We start from the raw sequence: 23949 nt of genomic DNA on the forward strand, positions 1-23949 counted from the left end.
CCGAGCACATGGTGAGACATGAGCAGCAGCATCGACTTCCCATACTACCGCGGCGTCCCGGTGGACATCGCGCCCCTCGGCTGGCTCGCCATCGTGGCGTCGGTGGCAATTGGTTTCCTGCTGCTGACGATGCTGCCCTTCTCCACCTTTCCGCTCAACCTGGTGCCGGCAATCCTGTTCACGGGCGTGCCCCTGCTCACCCTGGTCGTCGTCTCAGGCGGCAATCACACAGCCCTGTTCGGTCGCATCGGCATCAAGCAGCTTGCCCTTGCCGCTGGCTTTGGCATTCTCACTCTGGCAGTTTCCTTATCCATCGGCCTCATCCTGATGCGGGTCACGTCGATGACGGCAAATCCGACAGCGGCGGCGCTGGCCAATGTGGGTCCGGCCGATATCGCCATCTTCCTGCTGCGCACGGCCATCCAGCTGCTTGGCGAAGAGCTGATGACCATCCTGCCACTGCTCGCCGTGCTATGGCTCTGCGTGCGCAAATTCGGCCTATCGCGGCGTGTGGGGCTGGTCATCGCGGTGATCGTATCCACCGCCTGGTTCGCGGCGGTCCACCTGCCGACCTATAACTGGAACCTGATCCAGTGCTTCGGTGTCATCGGCTCGGCCCGCCTGATGCTGACCGCCGCGTTCCTGCTGACACGCAACATCTGGGTCTCGACCGGCGCCCACATCCTCAATGACTGGATCGAGTTCCTGCTCCCGACCCTGCTCGCCATCGGTCACACACCGATCGAAGCGGGAGCATAGGCGACGATTAGCGGCTTTCTAGAGGTCGATATCCTGCCGCGATCTGCGCGCCTCAAGCAGGCTCTTGAGCGACAGGAAGTCGGTCATGATCCATTCGACGGCCGACGAAAACTGCGCATCGTCCATGCCCTCGCGCCGGAAAAAGGTGAAGATCAACTCCGCCCCGTCGCCATTGGGCACCACGCGCATCGGTGTATAGAGAATTTCGCCGTCGGGCACGAAGACCGCATGGTCGAGCACGCCATAATTGTTGGGCGGGCTGAAACGGAAATGCCGGAAGCCGAACGGCGTCTCGCCCTGCCAATCGCCATTGTCGAGCGGCCGGAAGCTACCAGGCTCCACCGCCGCCCAGTTCGCAAAATTGGCCGGCCTGCCGACATAGGCATAGACATCGTCGAACGGGCATTCGATCGAGATGGTGATGGTGTGAGACCGTCGCATGGCCATTTCCTCGCGCCCAACTTCGGCACAAAAGCAACAAAGCCCGCTTTCGCGGGCCTTGCAATGCATCTTCTGAGAGAAGTCGCTTAGCCCTGGCGGGCTTTGAAGCGCTTGTCCACCTTGTTGATGATGTAGACCCGGCCGCGACGGCGGACGAGCTTGTTCGCGCGGTGGCGAGTCATCAGCGCCTTCAGCGAGTTACGGACTTTCATCGGTCTATCCTCAAGTCAAATAAAAGGGGCGCCTGCGCGCCCGGAAACTTGGGCGCATACATAGGGAAATTGCTCTGCCCTGTCAACGCGCCAGAACGCCGGTTTTCATCCGTTAACCGCTGTTGGCAAAGCCGGCATTTCGAGCAACGGATTAACTGGGCGTAGGCAAAGCCAAGCTATTGTGGCCACTACGAAATAGATGGGTCTGCGGTGTCACCTATGGCCATAGAGGCAATCAGCAAGCGCGGCGTCCTCATTGCCGATCAGTCCCAGCACATGGCGGCTTTGGTCGCCGTGATGCTGCGCAGCATCGGTCGCAAGGATATCAAAGAGGTCTATGACGCCACCAGCGCCATGACCCAGCTCAAGCGCCGCGCCTTCGACGTCATCATCGTCGCCGACGATCTCGAAGGCATGGATGGCGTCGCCTTTACCAAGAAACTCCGCGCCGCCATGGACTGCCAGAACCGCCTCGTGCCTGTCATCATGATGAGCGCCGCCCCTGATGCCAAGCGCATCGCCGAAGCCCGCGACGCCGGCGTCACCGAATTCCTGCGCAAACCCTTTGCTGCCAACCATCTGCAATCGCGCTTAGCCAACATTGAAGCCAACCCGCGCGGTTTCATCGAGGCCCGCGAATATGTCGGCCCCGACCGTCGCCGCAAGACCGTCGACGTCGGCAAGAACGATCGTCGCGAGGGCAGCATTCCCAAGGCCAGCCCTTCGATCTGACGAGCCTGGTCCATCGCACCCGCAACGGCCCTTGCTTCATCTGCGCCCTGGTGGCCGGCGACCCCGGCTATGCGCATCACATCGTGACCGAAGACGATGACGCCATTGTTTTCATGAGCAAATATCCGACGCAGCCGGGCTACTGCCTGGTCGCGCCCAAAGCACATGTGGAAGATTTGGCCAACGGCCTGTCGTCAGCCGCCTACCTGGACCTGCAGGCAAAGATCCACCGTCTCTCCCGCGCCCTCAAGGAGGTCTTCGACGCCGAGCGCATCTATGTGCTCTCGCTCGGCAGCCAACAGGGCAACAGCCATCTGCACTGGCATGTCGTACCCCTCCCCAAAGGCGTGCCCTACGAGCAGCAGCAATATCATGCGCTGATGGCCGAGCATGGCGTGCTGGAATTCACCGATACCGAAATGGCGGACATGGCGGCGCGTATTCGTGAGGCGAGCTGAAGCGCCGCCTGTAGCGCGGTTATCTAAGTCCGGAGCGCAAGAGCGCCCGGGGGCACGGCGATGGGCGGCCTTTAGACCAAGAACTTGTCGACATAGAACGGACCAAAGGCCGCCCATCACGATCCGCTCTTCTGCAGGGTATGGTTCAGGCGGTACCAGTATTGCAGGCCCGGCTGCCGTATTTCCCCCCACTGGACAGGCGCCCCCATCCCACGGTCTCCCCACCCGGCCCTGCGTCGGGGCCGCGTGATGGCGGGGATGGCTGCAGTATGGGGGAAGGAATTGGGGCGGGGATAAGATGGATAAGGCAAGGGGTTAGAACGTATTGCCCCACCCTTCCCAGCCTCCGCGAGTGGAGAGCTGCCGCATATGGACATTCGGTGGTCTGCGATGGTGTAGTCGACACCCTCCCCCTCTGTGGGGAGGGATCAAGGGTGGGGGGCGGTCCCAATATCGGGGCTCCCGTCACCCCCTCCCACCCTCCCCTATCAAGGGGGAGGTGCCGTTCGGTGCCGTGGCGAGAGCGTGCCAGACTCCAGCTGCGATGGCCCTGCGTCACAGGGTGACTGAAGGCACCGCCTTGCCCATCACACGCGCGACGCGGTCTTCCTACGCCGCTGCCTTGCGCAGCTTCCGCCGCAGCTCGCGCCGCTCCATTTCCACCTTCGGATCGGGCACCGGAACCGAGGCGATCAGCTTCTTGGTGTAGTCGTGCTGGGGATTCATCACCACCTGCTCGGCATCGCCGATTTCCACCACCTCGCCGAAATACAGCACCATAACCCGCTGGGCGATGTGCCGGACCACGGCGATGTCGTGCGAGATGAACAGCAGCGAGATGCCCAGTTCCTTCTGCAAATCCATCAGCAGGTTGATCACCTGCGCGCGGATCGACACGTCGAGCGCGGATACCGCCTCGTCGCAGACGATCATCTTTGGCCTGGTGATCAGCGCCCGGGCGATGCCGATACGCTGGCACTGGCCGCCCGAGAATTCGTGCGGATACTTGTTGATCATGTCAGCCGTCAGGCCGACCTTTTCCATCATCTCAATAACCCGGGCCGCACGCTCGACCTTGCCGATTTCCGGATAGTGGATCTGCAGCGGCTCGGCGATGATCGAGCCACAGGTCATGCGCGGATTGAGCGAGGCCAGCGGGTCCTGGAATACCATCTGCACATCCTTGCGCAGGGCCACCAGTTCCTTGACGCTCATCTTCTGGATGTCCTTGCCCATCCAGATCGACTCGCCCGACGTGGCGGGTAGCATCTTGATCACGGCGCGCGACAAGGTCGACTTGCCGCAGCCGCTCTCGCCCACAATGCCCAGCGTCTCGCCCTGATAGAGGTCAAACGAGACATTCTTGACCGCGCGCAGGATCTTGCGGCCACCGAACAGGCCACCGGCGGGAATAGAAAATTCCACCGAGAGGTCCCGCACCTTCAGGATGGGTTCGCGCTCGCGCGACGTGAGGTTTTCGCCCTCGCTCATGCCTGTCGCTCCCCGACCATGAATTCATAGGAAACCGTGGACAGTCGATCCACCTTCTTGTCGAGCCTGGGGATCGCCGCCATCAGACCCTTGGTATAGGGGTGCTCCGGATTGGCGAACAAATCCGCCGTCTTGCGATATTCCATCACCTTGCCACCAAACATCACCAGCGTGTCCTCGCAGGTGCCGGCCACGATGCCCAGATCATGGGTAATCAGGATGATCGAGGTGCCGAAATCCTCCTGCAGGTCGACCAGCAGGTCCATGATTTCGGCTTGAACAGTCACGTCGAGCGCTGTGGTCGGCTCGTCGGCGATCAGCAGTTCCGGCTGGCACAGCAGCGACATGGCGATCATCACGCGCTGCCGCATGCCGCCCGAGAATTCATGCGGATACATATGCACGCGGTTCCTGGCATCCGGGATGCGGACGGCATCGAGGAACCGCACGCTCTCGGCCAGGGCTGCGCTGTGGCTCATGCCGCGATGCTTCTCCAGCACCTCGGTCATCTGCCGCGAGATGCGCAGGTAGGGGTTGAGCGAGGTCATCGGGTCCTGGAAGATGATCCCGATGCGTTCGGCGCGGTACTTGTTGATCTCACGGGTCGGCAGGTTGAGGATTTCCTTGCCGTCGAACATGACCGAGCCCGACGCCTTGCCGTTGCGCGGCAGGAGGCCCAGCAGCGCGAAGGCGCCCTGCGTCTTGCCCGAACCGCTCTCGCCCACGATGGCGAGGGTGCGGCCCTTTTCGAGCGTGTAACTCAGGTCGCGCACGGCATGCACCGTGCCATCCTGAGTCGCAAAGTCGACCTTCAGATTCTTGACTTCAAGCAATGCCATGGCGTTCCTACCGATCCTTGGGGTCGAGCGCATCGCGCAGGCCGTCACCGATATAGGTGAGGCAGAGCAGCAGGCTCACCAGCACCACGGCGGGGCCGATCAGCATCCAGGGCAGCGTCTCCGCCACCGGCGATCCGAACGAGATGAGCGTGCCGAGCGATGTCTGCGGCTCCTGCACACCCAGGCCAAGGTAGGAGAGGAAGCTCTCCGTCAGGATGATTTCGGGAACGGTCAGCGTGGCATAGATCACCACCGGACCGGTAAGGTTGGGCACGATATGCCGGAAGATGATCGCCCAGGACGACGCCCCGCTGGCGCGCGCCGCCTCGACGAATTCACGTTCTTTGATCGAGAGCGTCTGGCCGCGCACGATACGCGCCATGGTCAGCCATTCCAGGCACCCGATGCCGACAAACAGCAGCACCGGATTGCGCCCGAAGATCACCACCAGGATGATGACGAACAGGATGTAGGGCAGCGCATACATGATATCGACGAAGCGCATCATGATGGCGTCGACCTTACCGCCGAAATAGCCGGCAATCGCCCCATAGACCACGCCGATGAACACCGAGACCATCGTGGCGACACCGGCCACGATCAGGCTCATCTGGGTGCCCTGCATGATGCGGGCCAGCATGTCGCGACCGTTCTGGTCGGTGCCGGCAAAGTGGCCAGCCTCGAAATTGGGCGGCTTCCGGATGCCGCTCCAGTCGATCTTGTCATAGGTCCAGGGCAGGAAATACGGCCCGACGAACGCGAAGAGCACGATCAGGATCACAACGCCGATCGAGACAACCGCCGCCGAATTCCGCGCCAGCCGCCAGATGGCGTCCTGCGTCAGCGAGCGGCCCTTGGGGGCGTCGAGGGTTTCGAGTTTGCGCGCATACTCGGTGAGTATCGCGTCCTTGCCAGTCAAACCAGCCATCAGCTGTACCTCACCTTGGGGTCGAGCCATGCATAGATGATGTCGACCAGCAGGTTCACCGCCAGGATGATGAACATGTAGAGAATGGTTGTCCCCAGCACGAGGCCGTAGTCACGGTTGAGGGCGGCGCTGATGAAGTACTTGCCGATACCGGGCAAGGCAAAGACCTGTTCCACCACCAGCGAACCGGTCAGCAGATAGGAGAGGCCCGGTCCAAGATAGGACACAACGGGCAGCAAAGCCGGCTTGATCGCATGGCGCGCCAGGATCAGCCGCTGGCCCAGACCCTTGGCCCGGGCGGTGCGGATATAGTTGGTGCCGAGCACCTCGATCATCGAGCCGCGCATCAGCCGGGCCGTGCGCCCCGCATGCGGCAGCACGAGAACCGTCACCGGCAGCACCAGGTGGGCGAGCGACCCGCTCTGCCAGCCGCCGGCCGGGAACCAGTCGAGATAAACGCCGAACACCAGTTGCAGGATGGCGGCCATCAGGAAATTGGGGACCACGAGCCCGACCATGACCAGCATCACCAGGACATAGTCCGGCAGCTTGTTCTGGTTGACCGCAGAGATTGCGCCGGCCACCAGACCAACAATCGTACCGATGACGAAAGCGGTAAGGCCCAGCATCAGCGTGAAGGGCAGACCGATCCACAGCATCTCGGCAACGGTGAAATCATTATAGACCATCGACGGTCCGAAGTCGCCCTGCAGCAGCCGGCCCACATAGATGAAATACTGCTGGATCAGCGGCAGATCGAGATTGTAGTGGGCGCGCAGGTTGGCCAGCGTCACCGGCGGCAATGCCCGTTCACCGTCGAACGGACCGCCCGGTGCCAGGCGGAGAATGAAGAAGCAGGCTGTAACGGCAATCAGTGCGATCGGAATAGCCGACAGCACGCGCCGCGTTACATATCCAAACATTGTCGGACCTTTCACATCCACCGCGTCGCTGCGTCCCGCGCCGGCCGGTGGATAAAACAATAGCGGCGCCGCCCTCCCAAAGGGGCGACGCCGCCGGTTCTATGGGCTTACTCGGACTTGGCCAGCCAACGGGTGCGGTGAATGTCCGCAGCGTTGCTCACGAAGCCGGTAACCTTGGGCGAAACCACGTTCTGGGCGATGTACCAGTAGATCGGGATCGCAGCGGTCGCGTCCATGGCGATCTTCTCGGCATCGCCGAGCATCTTGGCGCGGGCGGCCAGGTCCTGCTCGGTGGTTGCCTGATCTACCAGGGCCTCGAACTCGTCACTGGAATAGCGGCCGTAGTTGTTGCCCCAGTTCATCGTGCCATCCTGTTCGATGGGCTGGCGCAGCAGGTCAAGCGTGTTGGACGGATCCGAATAGTCCAAAAGCCAGCCGGCACGGCCAACTTCGAAGTCGCCGGCACGCAGGCTGTCGTAGTGCACGGCAGTTTCCGAGTTGAACAGCTCGGCCTTGACGCCGATCTGTTCCCACATCGAGGTGATCGCCACGGCGATGCGCTGGTGGTTGTCGTTGGTGTTGTACTTGAGCTGCAGCGTCAGCGGTGTCTCGGCGGTATAACCCAGGCCTTCCATGATCGCCTTGGCCTCGGCAACGCGCTCTTCATAGGAGAGGCCGATCCACTCGGGCTGATAGGGCTCGACGCCTTCATAGTTGGCAGTGCCCGGCGGGACCCAGCCATAAGCCGGCACTTCACCGGTGCCCAGCACGTCAGGACCGATCACGTCGCGGTTGATGGCCATCGACAGGGCCTTGCGCACGTCGGCATTCTCAAACGGGGGCTTTTCCTGATTGATGACATAGTAATAGACGCCCAGGAACGGAGCGAAATAGTCCTGGCCCGGCAGGTTGGTCTTGATCCACTCGGCTTGGTCGGACGGAATGTCGGTCAGAATGTCGTATTCACCGGCGCGATAACGCGACAGGGCGGCGGCCAGGTCGTCCTGCACGAAGTAATTCACTTCGTCGATCTGGACATTGGCGGCATCCCAATAGGTCTCGGACTTGACCGACTTGATGTAGCTGCCCGGCACCCACTCGGTGGGGGTGTAGGGGCCGTTGCCAACGATGTTCTCGATCTTGGTCCAGTCGTCGCCGACGGCGTCGATCACATGCTTTGGCACGGGATAGGCGGTGTAGTGCGTCAGGGCCTGGAGGAAGAACGGGGTCGGGCCTTCGAGGGTGATTTCGACGGTCTTGTCGTCGATGGCCTTGACGCCCAGCTCGTTGAAATCGGTCACGGTGCCTTCGGCAATTTCCGAACCATTCTTGATCGGGAACTGGAGATACGCATAGTCCGAAGCGGTCGCCGGGTTGAACAGGCGCTGGAAGGCAAACACGAAATCGCCTGCGGTCACCGGAGTGCCGTCAGACCACTGGATGCCATCGCGCAGCTTGAACGTATAGACCAGACCATCATCAGAAACGGTGTAGCTCTCGGCCTGGCCCGGAATGGCATTGGCGTCGGCATCTTCGGCCATCAGGCCTTCGATATAGTCACCGATAATGCGGTTTTCCCAGTCGCCCGAAGCCTGATGCGGATCGATCGAGCCGGGCTCGGAGCCGTTCATCATGTTGAGCGTCACGGCGGAAGCCGCCGAGCTCATCAGCAGCGCAATGGCGCCGGCCGTCGTTACGGCCTTGAGGGTTTGAGTGATTTTCATGCTCGTCCCATCTCCTTGTGGAAGTCCTGAAATCGTCTTTGTCCTGCGGTCGCAATGCCGCAGCGTTCAATGGTCTGTGGCCGGGAGTTTTTACCCCCCGGTCAAGATTGCTGGACGGTATTCCGATATTCCGTCCACTGACAAGCAAAACATTGACCTAAGCGTCAAGCCTGGCCGAATTATTAACACACTGTGCACGGGCGGTTGGCAGCAACCGCTTTGCGCGGCGTTCACGATTGGGGGAATGGCGTGCTACGGGCGCGGTGAGGGATATTCCTGCCGGGCATGAAGGACCGAAACGATCCTCACGTGATCCGTCACTCGGTAGACAATAATATAGTTGGGACTCACGACAAGCTCTCTCGTCCCGAGCACCCGTCCGCTGCGGAACAGGTATGGATGCTCAGCAAGCGGCAGGACCACTGCCTCCAACCGCAGCCTGATGTCCCGCGCGGCCACAGGATCAAAGTCAGCGATGTAGGCGACGATAGCCTGAACTTCGCCTTGAGCCTCAGGCGACCATATGATCTCCATCGCTTCAGGCGGTCTTCTTCCGCGCTTCGGCCGCAGCGATGATGGCATCGAGTTCTGCCATCACTTGGTCATGGGGAATGCCGGGACGTGGATCAGCGAGGGACTTCTCCACTTTCGCCCGGAACCAGCGATCGTAGCTTTCAGCCTGTTCCTGCGTATCGAATTCCGAAATGATCGGATCGAGCTTCTTGGCCATTGCGACCTCCTGCTCCTTAGCTTGGCACGAAGCGCTGCGCTGTCAACTACCGAGCAACCCGGCCTGCCGCGCGAAATAGATCGCTACGGCCAGCGCAACCAGCACCACGAACGGCACCCAGCCCGGCACCGGGCCGCGCGGCTTCTTCACCGGCGGCTCGGGCTTCTTCTCGATCGGGCGGAATTTGACGACGTTATCGCTCATGCCGCACTTTCTACCAGAGCCGTGACGCCTTGCCCACCAGCCGTGCACACTGAAATCAGCGCCCGCTTGCCGGGTTCGGTCGATAGCAGTTTAGCGGTGAGCCCCAGAATGCGCGCCCCGGTCGCGGCAAAGGGGTGCCCGTAAGCCAGGCTCGAACCCTTGACGTTGATCTTGGCAGGATCGATCGCCCCCAGCGGCGTGTCGCGACCCAGCACATCGCGGCAATAATCGGCATCCGTCCACGCCTTGAGCGTCGACAGCACCTGCGCAGCGAAAGCCTCATGCAGCTCGAAATAGTCGATCTGGTCGAAGGTCAGCCCCGCACGCGCCAGCATCTCGCTCACCGCAATGGTCGGCGCCATCAGCAGCCCCTCGCCATGGGCAAAATCATTGCCCGCGACCCGTCCCATGGTGAGATAAGCCAGCACCGGCAGCCCGCGCGCCTTGGCCCAGTCCTCGCTCGCCAGCAATACCGATGAGGCCCCATCGGTCAACGGCGTCGAATTGCCGGCGGTCAGCGTGCCATTGCCGGAATTCTTGTCGAAAGCCGGCTTCAGCGTCGCCATCTTTTCGAGATTGGCATCGGCCCGCACATTATTGTCGCGCACCAGCCCGGCGCATTGCACCAGCAGGTCATCGTGGAACCCCTCGTCATAGGCCTTGGCCGCATTCTTGTGGCTCGCCACCGCCAGCGCATCCTGTGCCTCGCGGGTGATGCCCCATTCGCGGGCCATCAGCTCGCAATGCTGGCCCATCGACATGCCGGTCCGCGGCTCGTTGACCGAGGGCGCCACTGGCGTCAGCTCGCCAAACGAAAATCCCTTGAACGCACCAAACTTCTCCTTGGCGCTCCGCGCCTTGCTGAGATCGATCATGCGATGCTGGAACTTGTTGCCGAACACGATCGGGCTGTCGCTCACCGTGTCCGACCCGGCCGCAATACCGCTGTCGATCTCGCCGCTGGCGATCTTGGCCCCCAGCGTCAGCGCGGCTTGGAGACTCGTGCCGCAGGCGATCTGCATCGTCGTCCCTGGCGTCCGCGGGGACAATCCGGCATCAAGGCTGGCCTCGCGCGCAATGTTGAAATCGCGCGAATGCCCGATGACGGCCCCCGCCATCACCTCGTCGATCTTCTCTCCCTTGAGCCCATACTTGTCGGCCAGCCCACTGAGCACGGTGCCCAGCATGGAGAGATTGGTCTCTTCCACATAGGCCGTATTGCCACGCGCAAACGGGATGCGCGCCGAACCGACGATCGCGACTTTCCTGATTTCAGCCATGTTATGCTTTCCCGTCTTTTCGTGCGCGCATCGGGCCGCCGAGGAACGGCGCAAAGCCCGTTCCCATGATCACGCCAATATCGGCAAGGTCGGCATTGGCGACCACGCCTTCGGCCACCACCACCTCGGTCATATCGACCAGCGGCTTGACCAGTTCACGACCCAAGGCCGCCAGATCAGCATGCGCGGGCGTCTCGCCCTTCTGCGCCTTGCCATCCACCCATTTGTAGAAGCCCTCGCCGGTTTTGCGACCGAGCTTGCCTTCGCTGACCAGCGTCGCGAACTTGCTCTCGATCGGCACGGCATGCCCCAGTTCCGTCGCCACCGACTTGCCGACATCGAGCCCAACCGTATCCATCAACTCGATCGGCCCCATCGGCATGCCGAAAGCCACAGCCGCCGCGTCGAGCAATTCCTTGCTTTCGCCGGCTTCCACCCGCTGCACCGCACCCAGCATGTAGGGCATCAGCACGCGGTTCACGAGGAACCCCGGCGCCGACTTCACCACGACGGGCGACTTGCCGATGGCCAGCGCAAACGCCGCGCCCTTGCCGATTTCGGCGTCGGTATTGAACGTCGAGCGGATCACCTCCACCAACGGCAGCTGTGCCACCGGATTGAAGAAATGCAGCCCGATCAGCCGCGCCGGATCCTTGAGCGCCTCGGCAATGCGCTCCAGCTCGATCGAGGACGTATTGGTCGCCATGATCGCGCCCGGCTTGAGCTTGCCCTCGAGCCCGCTGAAGATCGACTGCTTGACCTCAAGCTTCTCCACCACCGCCTCGATGATCACATCGGCACGCGACACGCCCTTGCCCTTGGGATCGGCCTCGAGCCGCAGCACCGCGGCATCGACCTCGTGCTTCTTCTTCAGCCGCTTCTTGAACAGCTTCTTGCCGCGGTCGAGCGCCGGCTTGATGCGCTCCATGTCGATATCCTGCAGCGTCACGCTCATGCCGCGCAGAGCGCACCAGGCGGCAATGTCACCGCCCATCACACCGGCGCCGATCACATGCACCCGAGCGAACTTGACGCCCTTGGCACCCTGCTTCTTGAGCGCTTCAGAGGCAAAGAACACCCGCCGCAGATTGGTCGCCGTATCGCTCCCCATCAGCGGCACGAAGGCATCGATCTCGCCGCGGATCATCGCCTGCCAGTCATTGCCATGCTTTTCAAACAGGTCGATCAGCGCGAATGGCGCGGGATAATGCTCCTTGCGCGCCTTCTTCTTGGCCTCGTCGCGCATCTTGTTGGCGACATATTCGCGCAACAGCCCGACGGCCATCACCTTCTTGGTCCAGCCCGCTTCGCCTGCCTTGCGCTTCTGCATCACCGCCTTGCGCGCTTCCCAGCGCAGCATGTCGCGATGGCGCACCAGCTTGTCGACCAGGTTCAGGCCGCGTGCGGCGCCAGCCTTGAGCATCCGCCCGGTGAGCATGATCTGCATGGCATCGACCGGTCCCGCCTGCCGGATCGACCGACCCGTACCGCCAAAACCCGGGAAAATCCCCAGCCCGACCTCGGGGAAACCGATGCGCGTCTTGTCGTCATTAACCGCGACGCGATAATGGCAGGCCAAAGCCAGCTCGAGGCCGCCGCCCAGACAGAAGCCGTGGATGCCTGCAACAACAGGGATATTCAGCGCTTCAATCCGCGCAAAAATCGCATGCGTTCGCTTAAGCGCCTCCGGCAGCACCGAAAAATCGCTCATCGCATCGAACTCGCTGACATCGGCACCGGCGATAAAGCCGCTATCCTTGCCCGACAGCAGGATCACCCCCGCCAGCTCGTCGCTCTGCCCCAGTTCCTCGAACCGCGTCACCAGCGTTTCGAGCTCCATGATCGCCTCGCGGCTTAGCGTGTTGACCGGCGCACCGGGCGTATTGATCGTAAGCCAGCCCAGATTTTCCACATCGCGGTGAAAGCTCCAATGCTTGGTTTCAGGCATCTGCGGCTGGATCATATTTGCTCCTCTAGCCACGCCCTCGTGGTTCGAGGGTCGCTGCGCTCCCGCCTCACCATGAGGGCTACTGGGAACGCCATTTCAAAGTAGCCCTCATGGTGAGGTGCGAGCTCTTCGCGAGCCTCGAACCACGAGGGCGTGGCACCTATTCCGCCGCCACCTTCTGAGCCCGCTCACCCGCCAGCTCATCCGCCGCGAAATCATTCACCGCCACCACGCGATCGGTCGCCTCATCGGCGGCCCGCATGATCCCGGCCTCGTTCCCACTCAGCACGCCGGCCGCCACCGCATCGTCGATCGCATCGCGATCCAGCCGGCGTTCGATCACGCCCTTGCGCGCCGCCTTGACGAACTTGGCCTCGATCTCCTCGGCCTCGGTCACCTTGAGCAGCGCATCCTCAAGCACGCCGGTGATGTCGTTCGGGTCCATCGACACATAGGCGCCCGTGGTCAGCCGGTCGCGGAATGCACCGGGCCGCAGCACCGCCCGCACGAAGCGATAGTTCACGCGATCCGAAGCCCGCTTGGCATGCCGCCCCAGCGGGAAGCACAGGAAGCGCATGGCCCAGGCAAACATCGGGTTCGGGAAGTTGGCGAACACTTCGCCCAGGCTCTTCTCGATGGAGGCGATCAGGTCTTCCATGATCGCATCGACCAGCGGCTTGTCCTCGGCGATCTGGCCCTCGTCCTCGAAGCGGCGCAACGTCGCCGACATCAGATAGAGGTCGCCCAAGATATCGGCCATGCGGCCACTTATCTTCTGCTTGCGCTTGAGCTGGCCGCCCAGGAACACCGTGGTCCAATCGGCCACCAGCGCGAAATCCTGCGAATAGCGATGCAGCTTCCGATACCATCCGGCCATCGGCCCCTGGTTTGGCGTCGAGGCAAAGGCCCCATTCGACATGCCATGCAGGAAGCTCGCCGCGATATTGCGGAGCATGAACTTGGTATGCCCGCCAAACGCAACGTCGAACTGGTCCAGCCCCTGCTTACGGTCCTTGTTCTGCGCCGCCTCGATTTCCTTGTAGAGGAACGGATGCGCCCGCAGCACGCCCTGGGCAAAAGTCATCAGCGTGCGTGTCAGGATGTTGGCGCCCTCCACCGTGATGGCCACCGGCAGCGCCATATAGGCGCCGAACAGATAGTTGCTCGGCCCGTCCTGGATGGCGCGGCCACCATGGATATCGAAAGCATCGTCCATGCTCTCGCGCATCGCTTCGGTGGTGCGATACTTCAGCAGCGCCGAAATCACCGCCGGCCGCTGACCCTCATCCACCATCGACGCCGTCAGCCGGCGCGATGCCTCATAGGTATAGGCGCGCTTGACCATTTCGCCGAGCGGCTCCGCCACACCTTCCATGATCCCAACCGGAATGCCGAACTGCCGCCGCACCCGCGCATAAGCAGAGGTGGTGCGGAGCGTCTGCTTGATCGAGATCGAGCCGATGGCCGGCAGCGAGATGGCGCGCCCGGTCGACAGGCACTCCATCAGCATGCGCCAGCCCTGCCCGGCATAGTCCGTGCCGCCGATCAGGAACTCCATCGGAATGAACACGTCCCTGCCGCGCACCGGCCCGTTCATGAAGGCCTGCCGCGCAGGATAGTGCCGGCGGCCGATATCGACGCCCGGATGGTCATGCGGCACCAAAGCCAGCGTGATGCCGATCTCCTTGCCGCGGCCAAGATGATTATCCGGATCCTGCAGGATGAAGGCCAGGCCCACCAGCGTGGCGATTGGCGCCAACGTGATGTAGCGCTTGTCGAAGCTGAGCTTTACGCCCAGCACTTCCTTGCCCTGATACAGGCCCTTGGTGACCGTGCCATAGTCGCGCATGCCACCGGCGTCCGAACCCGAATGCACACCGGTCAGCGCAAAGCACGGCACTTCCAGCCCCTTGGCCAGGCGCCCGAGATATTTCTCTTTCTGCTCATGCGTGCCGTATTTTTCCAGCAGCTCGCCCGGCCCGAGCGAGTTGGGCACCATCACCGTGATGCCCGCCGCCACCGAGCGACTGGCGATCTTGGAAACGATCATCGACTGTGCCTGCGCGCCAAAACCCAGCCCGCCATGCTCCTTGGCGATCAGCATGCCCAGGAAGCCCTTGTCCTTAAGATACTGCCAAAGCGCGGGCGACAGATCGGCGCGATTGTTGCGGATGTCCCAGTCATCGATCATCGAGCAGGCAACTTCGGTCTCGTTGTCGAGAAATGCCTGCTCTTCCGCTGTCAGCGTCAGCGGCCGGATCGCATTGAGCTTGGCCCAATCAGGACGGCCCGAAAACAGCTCCGCATCCCACCCGACCGTACCGGCATCAAGCGCTTCCTGCTCGGTGCGGCTCACGCGCGGCAGGATGGATTTGACGGCGCCATAGATGGGCGTGACCAGTACCGGCTTGCGGATCGCTTCGACACTTAGCGCCAGCATGATGACGCCAATGATCAGCAACACCCAGCTGCCGCCGCCTAGCCCATAGCTGACCCCGGTACCCGGGAAATCGACCCCGGACAGTAGCCCGATCATCACAACCGCCACGCCCCATTGCCACAGCGGACTTTCCCGCAGGGCCAGAACGGCGAAGATGACGAGGCTGATCGCGATAAGCGCAAGAGTCACGGCGTGCCCTCCATGGCGTCGCTCACGCCAGCTCGGGCGGAGCAACTCATCCCAGAACGTCAGACCGGTGGCCGAATCGTTCGGCTTGGTCGTTGGGCCTGCCGCGCCGGGATCATAGCGCGATGGCCTGATATTGTTGAGGTCAGTTTAGCAAGCTTTACGTATACGTCAACCAAACGCCGTTTACGTATAGGTGATGTGGCGCTTCCCTGCCCTGTACGTCAACGCCCGACCCCTCCCAAAGTTCGGACAGTTGTTTGACGCTAACGTAAAGCCGTGAAATATTCGTCACACAAAGGGCGACAAGCCCATGCGCCGAAAATCGGCACACCGGAGGAAACGCCATGGATACGACGATCGATACCGCCGCCCCCTCGCGCCCCTGGATAGCCAGCTACCCTGATGGTATCGCCTGGGATGTCGCCATCGACACCCGCCCGGTTCATGAGCAGGTGCTGGCGGCTTGTGCGAAAAACCCGTCCGCCCCGGCGCTCGATTTCCTCGGCTCCACCACCAGTTTTGGTGACCTGGCCAAGAAGATCATCGCCTTTGCCGGCGCATTGCAGCGCCAGTTCGGCGTCACCAAGGGCACGCGCGTCATGCTGATGCTGCCCAATACGCCCTTCTACCCCATCGCCTATTACGGCGTGCTGCGAGCTGGCGGCACGGTGGTCAATTGCAATCCGCTCTATACCGTCGTGGAACTGAGCCAGATCGCCGCCAACGCCGATGCCGACGTGATGGTCACGCTCGATCTCAAGCTGATCTTCGAAAAGGCCGAAGCCCTGGTCGATGCCGGTCACATCAAGTCGGTCGTGGTCTGCCACTTCCCCGACGCGCTGCCGCTGGTCAAGAAGGTTCTTTACTCCATCGTCAAGCGCAAGGACCTGTCCAAAACACTCGCGTCCCGCATTGCCGACCGCATCACCCATTTCGACCAGATGCTCTCCCGCCACGAGACGCCCGACGCTGTCGTCATCGACGCGACGAAGGATATCGCGGTCCAGCAATATACTGGCGGCACCACCGGCATTCCGCGCGGCGCCATGCTGACCCACGCCAATATCGCTGCCAACATGTCCCAGATCGACAAATGGGGCGATGGCCTGTTCTATTCGCGCTCCAAGGTCGTGGCGGTACTGCCCTTCTTCCATATCTTCGCGATGACCGTCTGCATGAACGTGCCGCTGTGCAACGGCACCCAGGTCATCATGCTGCCGCGCTTCGACCTCAAGGACCTGTTGGCTTTGCTGGTCCGCACCCGCGCCAATGTCCTGCCTGCCGTTCCGACCCTGCTGACCGCTATCGCCCGCGCCGACAGCGCCACCCGCGATAATCTGAGCAGCATCGAAGTCGCCATCTCTGGTGGCGCCGCCCTCAGCGACGAAATCCGCAACGAGTTCAAAAAGAAGTCCGACGCCCTGTTGGCCGAGGGCTACGGGCTCACCGAAGCCTCCCCTGTCGTCTGCTGCGCCGCCCTGCGCAAGGCATCCAAGCCCATGTCCATCGGCATGCCCCTGCCCGGCACCGATATCCGCTTCGTCGATGCCGATAGCGGCAAGGTGGTCGGAACGGGCGAAAATGGCGAGTTGCAGGTCAAGGGGCCCCAGGTCATGACCGGCTATTACAACGACGAAGAAGCAACCCGCACCGCCTTCCAGGACGGCTGGCTGCGCACCGGCGACGTCGGTCACATGGATGAAGACGGCTATGTCTTCCTCGTCGACCGCATCAAGGACCTGATCATCTGCTCAGGCTTCAAGATTTATCCGCGCATCATCGAAGAGGCCCTGATGACCCATCCTGCCATCGATGAAACCAACGTCATCGGCGTGCCCGACAGCTATCGCGGCGAGGCCCCGGTCGCCTTCGTCAAGCTCAAGACCGGCCAGACAGCGACCGAAGCCGATCTCAAGACTTTCCTTGCCGACCACATCAGCAAGATCGAAATGCCCCGCGACATCGTCTTCAAGGATGCCCTGCCCAAGACCCTGATCGGCAAGCTCAGCAAGAAAGAGCTCCGGGTGGAATATGCAGAAATGAAGGCCAAGAAGTGAACCGCCCCGAGCCCGAAAACCGCGATCTCTTCGCCATTGCCGACCTGGCCAAGGAATTCGGCATCTCGACCCGCGCTATCCGCTTCTACGAAGCCAAGGGCCTGCTCGCCCCCGAACGCGTCGGCGCCACCCGCATCTTCCGCCGCCGCGACCGCGCAAGGCTGATCCTCATCCTCCGCGGCAAACGTCTCGGTTTTTCGTTGCGCGACATCTCCGATTATTTGAGCCTCTACGACGCCAACCGGTCCCAGCAAGTCAACCTGCTGACTGCCAAGGTGGACGAACGCCTGGCCTCATTGGAGCGTCAGCGCGATGATCTGGAAACGACCATTTCGGAACTGCGGGAGATCCGGAAGCTGGCTGGAGAGCGGATGGCGAAGGCGGGGTAGCCGCATTGTGCCACGCCCTCCGTGGTTCGAGGCGCTGAAGAAGCGCACCTCACCATGAGGGCTGCTCCTGATGCAGTGTTCCATTAGCCCTCATGGTGAGGTGCGAGCACTTCGCGAGCCTCGAACCACGAGGGCGTGGCACAATCTACTTCCCACCCCGCGGCTTCACATTCTTCGTCATCAGATCCGGCTTCTTCGGCTTCACCCAGCCCTTGGGCGGCTGCCGCACCGGCACCTGCGTGCCCAGCCCCATCGCCCCTGGCGGCGGTTGGCCGACCGTCACCGTATCCGCATCGCCTGGCGCCACCGGCGCCTCGCCCTTGAGCCGCGCAATCTCGTTGCGAAGGCGGGTCGCCAGTTCGAAATCCATCGCCTCGGCCGCCACCTGCATCTGCTTGGTCAGCGCCACCAAGCGCTCATGGTTGGATCGCGATGACATCCTAAGTCGCTCCCACAAACACCATCATATCCTCCAGCGTCCCCGCCTCGGCGGCCGGCTTGTCCCAGCGGATTCGGCTGATCCGCGGAAACCGCAGGGCCACGCCCGACTTGTGTCGTGTGCTCTCCTGCGCCGAGTCGAACGCCACCTCGAACACCAGTTCCTTCTTCACCTCGCGCACCGGCCCGAACGCCTGCAGCGTATTGGCCCTGATCCACTTGTCGAGCAGCTTCAGCTCTTCATCGGTAAAGCCGAAATAGGCCTTACCGATGGGCACGATCTCATTCCCCTTCCACACGCCAAACGTGTAGTCGGAATAGAACGAACTCCGCTTTCCGTGCCCGCGCTGCGCATACATCAGCACCGCATCCACCACATTGGGATCGCGTTTCCACTTGAACCAATACCCTTTGGGCCGCCCCGGCACATAGGGCGACGATCGCAGCTTAATCATCACCCCCTCATGGCCGTGTTCATCGGCGCCTTGCCGCCGCTGCAGCGCCAGATCGTCCCAATCCGCAAACGGCAGCACCTCCGAAAGGTCCAGCCGCGTCTGCGGATTGGCCGCAAACCAGGCCTCCAGCCGCTTGCGCCGTTCGGTCCATTCCAGGGTTCTGATGTCGTCGCGTCCATCGAACAACATGTCATAGACCCGGATGAAGGCCGGCGACTCCTTGAGGTGCTTGGCCGACGCCACCTTCTTGTTCAGCCGCTGCTGCAGCTCGTTGAAGCTCCCCGGCTCGAAATCCTTACCGACCAGTAGCTCGCCATCCAGCACCGCCCGGCCGTGAACATTCTCGACAATGTCAGGAAAGGCCGCCGCGATGTCGTCGCCGGTGCGCGAAAACAGCGACACCGTCCCCCCGCCCAGCACCAGTTGCACCCGTATCCCGTCCCATTTCCACTCTGCCGCAAAATCCCCAGGTTCAAGCTTGGCCAGGTCCTTCTCCTCGTCGATCGGATTGGACAGCATCAGCGGATGAAACCGCGCCGACTGATCGATATCAGGCCGCGGCGCCTTGCCATCGAGCCAGGCAAACAGGTCCGCATAGGGCACCTTGAGCCCGTGCCACACCTCCTCGATCTCCTGCACGTCGACGCCACTCATCTCACTGAGCGCCGTCTTGGCCAACCGCGCCGAAACACCAATCCGCAACGCCCCCGTCGCCAGCTTCACCAGCGCCCAGCGCTCATTGATCCCGGCTTGCGTCAGCATGGCGGCGATCAGCTTCGGTAAATCCGACTTGCTCGTCGTATTGAACAGCTCGATCAGCTCGGTCAGACCGGGCAGATCGCCCTCAGCTCCATGATGCGGCCAGATCAGCGCAATGGTCTCGCCCAGGTCTCCGACATAGTCATAGCTCATGGCGAACAGCGTCGGATCGACTTCGCGAAGCACGGTGTCCTTGAGCAGAGCCGGCTTCACATTGCGAAACGTCAGCGCTCCGGTCAGCACTGCCAGCGCATAGCCCCTGTCCGGGTCCGGCACCTCGCGAAAGTACTGTGTCAGCGCCGTGAGCTTCCGCGTCCGCGACGGCGTCAGTGCCAAGAGTTCGAGCAATTGGGCAAAGCGCTTCATTCCTCAGCGCCCTCCCCGCCATCGTCCTCAAAGCCCTGGATATTGAGTGGCTCGGCCTGCAGTCCCTGCTGACGGCACCAATAGACCAGCGCATCCTCGCGCCCATGCGTCACCCACACGGTTTTGGCGCCAGTCTCGCGGATCGTCTGCTGCAGCTCGCCCCAGTCGCAATGGTCCGAAATCACCAGTGGCAATTCAACCAGTGCCTGTCTTGCGCGTTGCTTCACGCTCATCCAGCCCGACGCCTGGCACGTAACCGGATCGGGAAACCGCCGACTCCACCGATCGCGGATCGCCGCCGGCGGCGCGATCACGATCTGCCCGGCCATGGCGGCCTTGGGCATCCCTGTCGCCGGGGCCAGCGTCCCCAGCGTCACGCCCAGTTCCTCATAAAGCTCGCACAGCCGGATCATCGCGCCATGCAGATAGATCGGCTGGTCCCACCCCGCATCGCGCAGCAGACCGATGACCCGCTGCGCCTTGCCCAGCGCATAACATCCCACCATGTGGCAGCGCTGAGGCTGGTCCGCGACCGACTTGAGTAGCCGCGCAATCTCAACCCTGGGATGGGGATGCTGAAACACCGGCAGCCCGAACGTCGCCTCGGTGACCAGCAGGTCGCACTCGACCAGTTCATAAGGCTGCGACGTCCGGTCCGGCAGTCGTTTGTAGTCGCCCGTCACCACAACCCGCTGCCCGGCCTGTTCCACCAGCACCTGCGCCGATCCCAGCACATGCCCCGCCGGCACCAGCGTAATCGTCACATCGTCGATCTGCAGCGGCACGCCAAAATCCAGCGGCTCGAACTTGCCCGCGCAATCCTCGCCATAGCGGGTCTTCATGATGGCGATCGTATCCGGCGTCGCCAGCACCGCCCCATGGCCCGACCGCGCATGATCGGCATGCCCATGCGTAATGATCGCCCGCTCCCGCGGCACGCTCGGATCGATATAGGCGTCGATAGCGCGGATATGCAGGTTACGATCGAGTATCTGGGGTGCCATGGGACTCCCTAACGTGTGCAGGCAGGGGCTGGTTCACGCCACCATAACTGTTTCGGCGTCAGGCGATGTCAGCAGGCCCCAATGTCGTACCACCCACCGGTCGTCACCCTCGGGCTTGACCCGAGGGCTCTGTACCTTTCGCACTCTCAGCAAGTGAAGACCCCTCGGGTCAAGCCCGAGGGTGACGTGCGGCGGTTAGGCCACGCCAGCGAGCGCAATTCGCTCACATAACCTTCGTCACCTCAAGCAACCCAGGCCGCTTGTCATTTGCCGCCGAAATCGCCGTCTCACCACCCAGCACAACCACATGCCCGTGCTTTGCGATCGCCTCCACCGCCTCAGCCATGCGCCGGAAATCGGCGACCGTGGTCCCCAAAATCTCATCCCGCCGCTGCTGCCGGATCGCGTCCGTCGTCCCGGTCAGCTGCCGCCACATCGACGAATAGCCCTTGGCATCGGGGAATTCATACCCGTCGACATCGCCGATCACCCCGATGATCGACCGCGTCAGGTCGTTCTCGCCGATACCGGCATTAAGCGCCTTGCTCGCCCCGTCATACGCATCGAGCGTCTTCAGCAGGTTCGGATCGCGATAGCTGAGGAAGCTGAAGTTCCCGCTCGTCAGGTCAAACCGGCTCGAGCCGCCATAGGCCCCGCCCTGCACCCGCACCTTGTCCCAAAGATAGGTGGTGTTGAGGAACTTCAGCACCACCGATGATGCGCCGGTCAGTTCAAACCCAAGCGCCCGCAGGTTAGCGCCCTTGCCCACATAGTTGACCTGCGCCGGAATGATCAGCCCCTCCGACCTGGGCGCAAAATCCACGCTCCAGTCGGCAAAGCCATGCATCGCGTCCGGAATGCGGCCAAGGAAGCTGGCCACCTCGCCCCGCGCCCGATCCCACAGCGTTGCATCGGCCGTCACGTTGACGAGCATCCGCCCGCGATTGAACAGCGTATCGCGAATGCGCACCAGCGCGGCCTCGACCGAATCCCAGTCGCTATCCACGCGCTTCACCAGGTCGCGAATGAACTGCAGATAGCTCACCCCGCCCAGCTGCTCGGCAATCCAGCTCGCCTCGGTCAGCCCGGACTTGAGCCGCGTATCGACGATCGCATTGCCCGATGGTACCAGCCGCGCCTCGAACCCAGCCTTTTCCTCAAGCGCCATCTGCTTGAACCGCTCGCGATTATCCAGCCGCGCATCAAGCAGCACATCGCCCATGATGGCGAGCATCTCCTCGATTTTATCAGGCACCGCCTTGCCCGACAGGAAGAACCAGGCGGCGCTGCCGTCGCTGCCCTGCCGCGACGACAGCCCGCGATGCTGCGCAATGCCGCCCGTCGAGCGCCCGATGCGCTGCGTCAGGGAAACAAAGTCTTCCTTGCTCGTACCAGTCTGCAGCAGCGCCCGCCCGAACAGCGGCAGATAGGGCAGCAGCTCCTTGTCGAGCACATGCAGGTCAAAACCAAGGTCGAGATAGACGATCCCCAGCGTCGGCAGGTCATGGGTGAACAGCCGCACATCGCCCAATGTGCCAATATCGATCGGAATAGTGCGACTTTCGCGCGGCAGGTCACCCAGCGTAAGCGTCGGAATCTTGGCCAGCAGCGCCGGATCGTCGACGGTTTCCTGCAGCGCCTTGAGCTTCTCGGTCTCGGAAACCGTCGTCTCCAGCGCCTTTTCGTCCAGCCTGGCGCGAACGCCTGCCAGGATGTCGACTTCCTTGGCCACCTCGCGCGCGCCCTGCTCGGGGTCAGCGCTCAATGTCACGGTGGTGCGATGCATGTTGTCGAGGAAAAGCCGGCGGATTTCGCTCTCGAAATGCCCCTTGCCCGCCTTCTCCTTCAGCGCGGTCAGCGCTCCCTCAAAGGCCAGCGGCGCCAGCGGATCGCCGCCATGCAGCCACGTCCCCAGCGCGTTGAACATATAGACCATGCCGCGCGGATAGGACCCGGTATTGTTCTCGCGCAGCGAAAACTCGAACGTATTGGCCGCAGCTTCCAACTGATCGGCCGCAAAACCTCTCTCGGCGATCTCGCCCAGCGTCGTCAGGATTAGCGCCTCGACCCTTTCGCCATCGGCAGGATCGATCCCCTTCATGCCAAAGCTTGCCATAGGCTGCCGCAGGCCGCCGCCAATGCCGCCCCCGGTCATGCCCTCGCCGAGCCCGGACTCCGTCAGCGCCTTGCGCAAGGGCGCAGCCGGATTGCCGGCCAGCAGATAGCTCAGCATGCCATGGCTCAGCGCCTCGGTACGATCTGCCGGTGGATCGATCATCCAGTTGACCGAAAACATGCCATCGCGCGCCTTGCCCTCGTCCTTGGTTCCGGCATAGGTCGCCACGATCTGCCGCGGCGCATTGAAGCGTGGCTGCAGCTTCACCTCCGCGTCGACAGGCGCCCGCTCGAACTGCGAAAAATATTCGTCGAGGATCGCCAGCCGCTGCGCCGCATTATCATCACCCGAGAAAAACGCCCGCGTGTTGGACGGGTGGTAGAATGTCTGGTGAAACCGCTTGAACTGCGCATAGGTCAGATCAGGGATCGCCTTGGGATCCCCGCCCGAGCTGATGCCATAGGTTGTATCGGGATAAAGCGAGCGCTGCGAAATATCCCGCATGACAGCATCGGGCGATTGGAACACGCCCTTCATCTCGTTGAACACCACGCCCTTATAGACCAGCGGGCTCGCCGTATCCTCAAGCTCGTAGTGCCACCCTTCCTGCCGGAACGTATCCTCTGATATCAGCGGAAAAAACACCGCGTCGAGATACACATCGACGAGGTTGTAGAAATCCTTGAGGTTCTGGCTCGCCACCGGATAGGCGGTCTTGTCCGGAAAGGTCATGGCGTTGAGGAAGGTGTTGAGCGATCCCTTGATCAGCTCCACGAACGGCTTCTTGACCGGATATTTCCGGCTCCCGCACAGCACCGAATGCTCGAGGATATGCGCGATCCCCGTCGAATCCTCCGGCGGCGTCTTGAAGGTAATGCCGAACACCTTGTTCTCGTCGTCATTGACGAGACTGAGCACCTCGGCGCCGGTTTTCTTGTGCCGGAACAGCTGCGCCTGCGAATTGACCTCCGCAATATGCTCGTCGCGGACCAGTTCGAATGCAGGATGGGACATGGGAGATACTCAAGGAGGGGTCTTGTTGTTTGGGAACAACGTAGGGGCGTGAC

Annotated in this window: 22 protein-coding genes; 5 read left to right on the forward strand and 17 right to left on the reverse strand. The window is 62.2% G+C overall.

Translation table 11 applies throughout. The annotated features are described in order from the left end of the window. Positions 1-18 precede the first annotated feature (18 nt). Positions 19-759, forward strand: coding sequence for a CPBP family intramembrane glutamic endopeptidase (locus IM737_RS09920; RefSeq protein WP_236899750.1), 741 nt, complete (start codon positions 19-21; stop codon positions 757-759). Between the two features lie 18 nt (positions 760-777). Here the strand turns inward: IM737_RS09920 and IM737_RS09925 are convergent, their stop codons facing one another. Then, the gene (locus IM737_RS09925; RefSeq protein WP_236899751.1) at positions 778-1200 is read right to left on the reverse strand and encodes an SRPBCC family protein; all 423 of its coding nucleotides are present in this window, start codon (positions 1198-1200) and stop codon (positions 778-780) included. Between the two features lie 86 nt (positions 1201-1286). Continuing rightward, positions 1287-1412, reverse strand: a complete 126-nt coding sequence (gene ykgO / locus IM737_RS09930; RefSeq protein WP_046139985.1) for a type B 50S ribosomal protein L36 — start codon at positions 1410-1412, stop codon at positions 1287-1289. 219 nt (positions 1413-1631) lie between these two features. Between ykgO and IM737_RS09935 the strand changes: the two genes are divergently transcribed. Both IM737_RS09935 and IM737_RS09940 read left to right on the forward strand, forming a co-directional pair. Beyond that, complete coding sequence (locus tag IM737_RS09935; RefSeq protein ID WP_236899752.1) at positions 1632-2144, forward strand: response regulator; 513 nt, start codon at positions 1632-1634, stop codon at positions 2142-2144. After that, positions 2141-2602 (forward strand): HIT family protein, encoded by a 462-nt coding sequence (locus tag IM737_RS09940; protein WP_236899906.1) that lies wholly within the window; start codon positions 2141-2143, stop codon positions 2600-2602. Before IM737_RS09935 ends, IM737_RS09940 begins: the two co-directional genes overlap by 4 nt. Before the next feature lie 609 nt (positions 2603-3211). Here IM737_RS09940 and IM737_RS09945 read toward each other — a convergent pair. The 11 genes from IM737_RS09945 to IM737_RS09995 form a co-directional block, all read right to left on the reverse strand. Further along, complete coding sequence (locus IM737_RS09945; RefSeq protein ID WP_236899753.1) at positions 3212-4093, reverse strand: ABC transporter ATP-binding protein; 882 nt, start codon at positions 4091-4093, stop codon at positions 3212-3214. Continuing rightward, positions 4090-4932: an ATP-binding cassette domain-containing protein gene (locus IM737_RS09950; RefSeq protein ID WP_272906557.1), complete on the reverse strand. Its 843-nt coding sequence runs from the start codon at positions 4930-4932 to the stop codon at positions 4090-4092. Before IM737_RS09950 ends, IM737_RS09945 begins: the two co-directional genes overlap by 4 nt. Positions 4933-4939: 7 nt before the next feature. Further along, positions 4940-5860: an ABC transporter permease gene (locus IM737_RS09955; RefSeq protein WP_236899754.1), complete on the reverse strand. Its 921-nt coding sequence runs from the start codon at positions 5858-5860 to the stop codon at positions 4940-4942. Beyond that, on the reverse strand, positions 5860-6783 hold the full coding sequence (locus IM737_RS09960) for an ABC transporter permease subunit (RefSeq protein ID WP_236899755.1): 924 nt from the start codon (positions 6781-6783) through the stop codon (positions 5860-5862). Before IM737_RS09960 ends, IM737_RS09955 begins: the two co-directional genes overlap by 1 nt. 107 nt (positions 6784-6890) lie before the next feature. Further along, complete coding sequence (locus tag IM737_RS09965; RefSeq protein ID WP_442874200.1) at positions 6891-8501, reverse strand: peptide ABC transporter substrate-binding protein; 1611 nt, start codon at positions 8499-8501, stop codon at positions 6891-6893. A gap of 258 nt (positions 8502-8759) precedes the next feature. Beyond that, entirely contained in the window at positions 8760-9089 is a 330-nt protein-coding gene (locus IM737_RS09970; protein WP_336886240.1) for a type II toxin-antitoxin system RelE/ParE family toxin, read from the reverse strand. Then, positions 9046-9237: a type II toxin-antitoxin system RelB family antitoxin gene (gene relB, locus IM737_RS09975; protein ID WP_236899758.1), complete on the reverse strand. Its 192-nt coding sequence runs from the start codon at positions 9235-9237 to the stop codon at positions 9046-9048. The genes IM737_RS09970 and relB overlap by 44 nt, the downstream gene beginning before the upstream one ends. 42 nt (positions 9238-9279) lie before the next feature. Further along, complete coding sequence (locus IM737_RS09980; RefSeq protein WP_236899759.1) at positions 9280-9441, reverse strand: hypothetical protein; 162 nt, start codon at positions 9439-9441, stop codon at positions 9280-9282. Continuing rightward, entirely contained in the window at positions 9438-10721 is a 1284-nt protein-coding gene (locus tag IM737_RS09985) for an acetyl-CoA C-acetyltransferase (RefSeq protein WP_236899760.1), read from the reverse strand. The genes IM737_RS09980 and IM737_RS09985 overlap by 4 nt, the downstream gene beginning before the upstream one ends. Position 10722: 1 nt before the next feature. Continuing rightward, positions 10723-12684, reverse strand: a complete 1962-nt coding sequence (locus tag IM737_RS09990; RefSeq protein WP_236899761.1) for a 3-hydroxyacyl-CoA dehydrogenase NAD-binding domain-containing protein — start codon at positions 12682-12684, stop codon at positions 10723-10725. 145 nt (positions 12685-12829) lie between these two features. Further along, the gene (locus tag IM737_RS09995; protein WP_236899762.1) at positions 12830-15298 is read right to left on the reverse strand and encodes an acyl-CoA dehydrogenase; all 2469 of its coding nucleotides are present in this window, start codon (positions 15296-15298) and stop codon (positions 12830-12832) included. 344 nt (positions 15299-15642) lie between these two features. On the opposite strand from IM737_RS09995, the gene IM737_RS10000 reads away from it, so the two are divergent. Next, positions 15643-17355 (forward strand): long-chain-fatty-acid--CoA ligase, encoded by a 1713-nt coding sequence (locus IM737_RS10000; protein WP_236899763.1) that lies wholly within the window; start codon positions 15643-15645, stop codon positions 17353-17355. Beyond that, entirely contained in the window at positions 17352-17744 is a 393-nt protein-coding gene (locus tag IM737_RS10005) for a MerR family DNA-binding protein (RefSeq protein WP_236899764.1), read from the forward strand. The genes IM737_RS10000 and IM737_RS10005 overlap by 4 nt, the downstream gene beginning before the upstream one ends. 145 nt (positions 17745-17889) lie before the next feature. Here IM737_RS10005 and IM737_RS10010 read toward each other — a convergent pair whose 3' ends face one another. The 4 genes from IM737_RS10010 to IM737_RS10025 all read right to left on the reverse strand — a co-directional run bounded on the left by IM737_RS10010 (position 17890) and on the right by IM737_RS10025 (position 23896). Beyond that, positions 17890-18183 (reverse strand): UvrB/UvrC motif-containing protein, encoded by a 294-nt coding sequence (locus tag IM737_RS10010; protein ID WP_236899765.1) that lies wholly within the window; start codon positions 18181-18183, stop codon positions 17890-17892. Position 18184: 1 nt separating this feature from the next. Next, positions 18185-19762, reverse strand: coding sequence for a cisplatin damage response ATP-dependent DNA ligase (locus IM737_RS10015; protein ID WP_236899766.1), 1578 nt, complete (start codon positions 19760-19762; stop codon positions 18185-18187). After that, the gene (locus tag IM737_RS10020; RefSeq protein ID WP_236899767.1) at positions 19759-20766 is read right to left on the reverse strand and encodes a ligase-associated DNA damage response exonuclease; all 1008 of its coding nucleotides are present in this window, start codon (positions 20764-20766) and stop codon (positions 19759-19761) included. The genes IM737_RS10015 and IM737_RS10020 overlap by 4 nt, the downstream gene beginning before the upstream one ends. A gap of 223 nt (positions 20767-20989) precedes the next feature. Further along, complete coding sequence (locus IM737_RS10025; RefSeq protein ID WP_236899768.1) at positions 20990-23896, reverse strand: insulinase family protein; 2907 nt, start codon at positions 23894-23896, stop codon at positions 20990-20992. Between the last annotated feature and the right edge of the window lie 53 nt (positions 23897-23949).

Source organism: Devosia sp. SL43, assembly GCF_021729885.1.
In the GTDB taxonomy this organism is placed as follows: domain Bacteria; phylum Pseudomonadota; class Alphaproteobacteria; order Rhizobiales; family Devosiaceae; genus Devosia.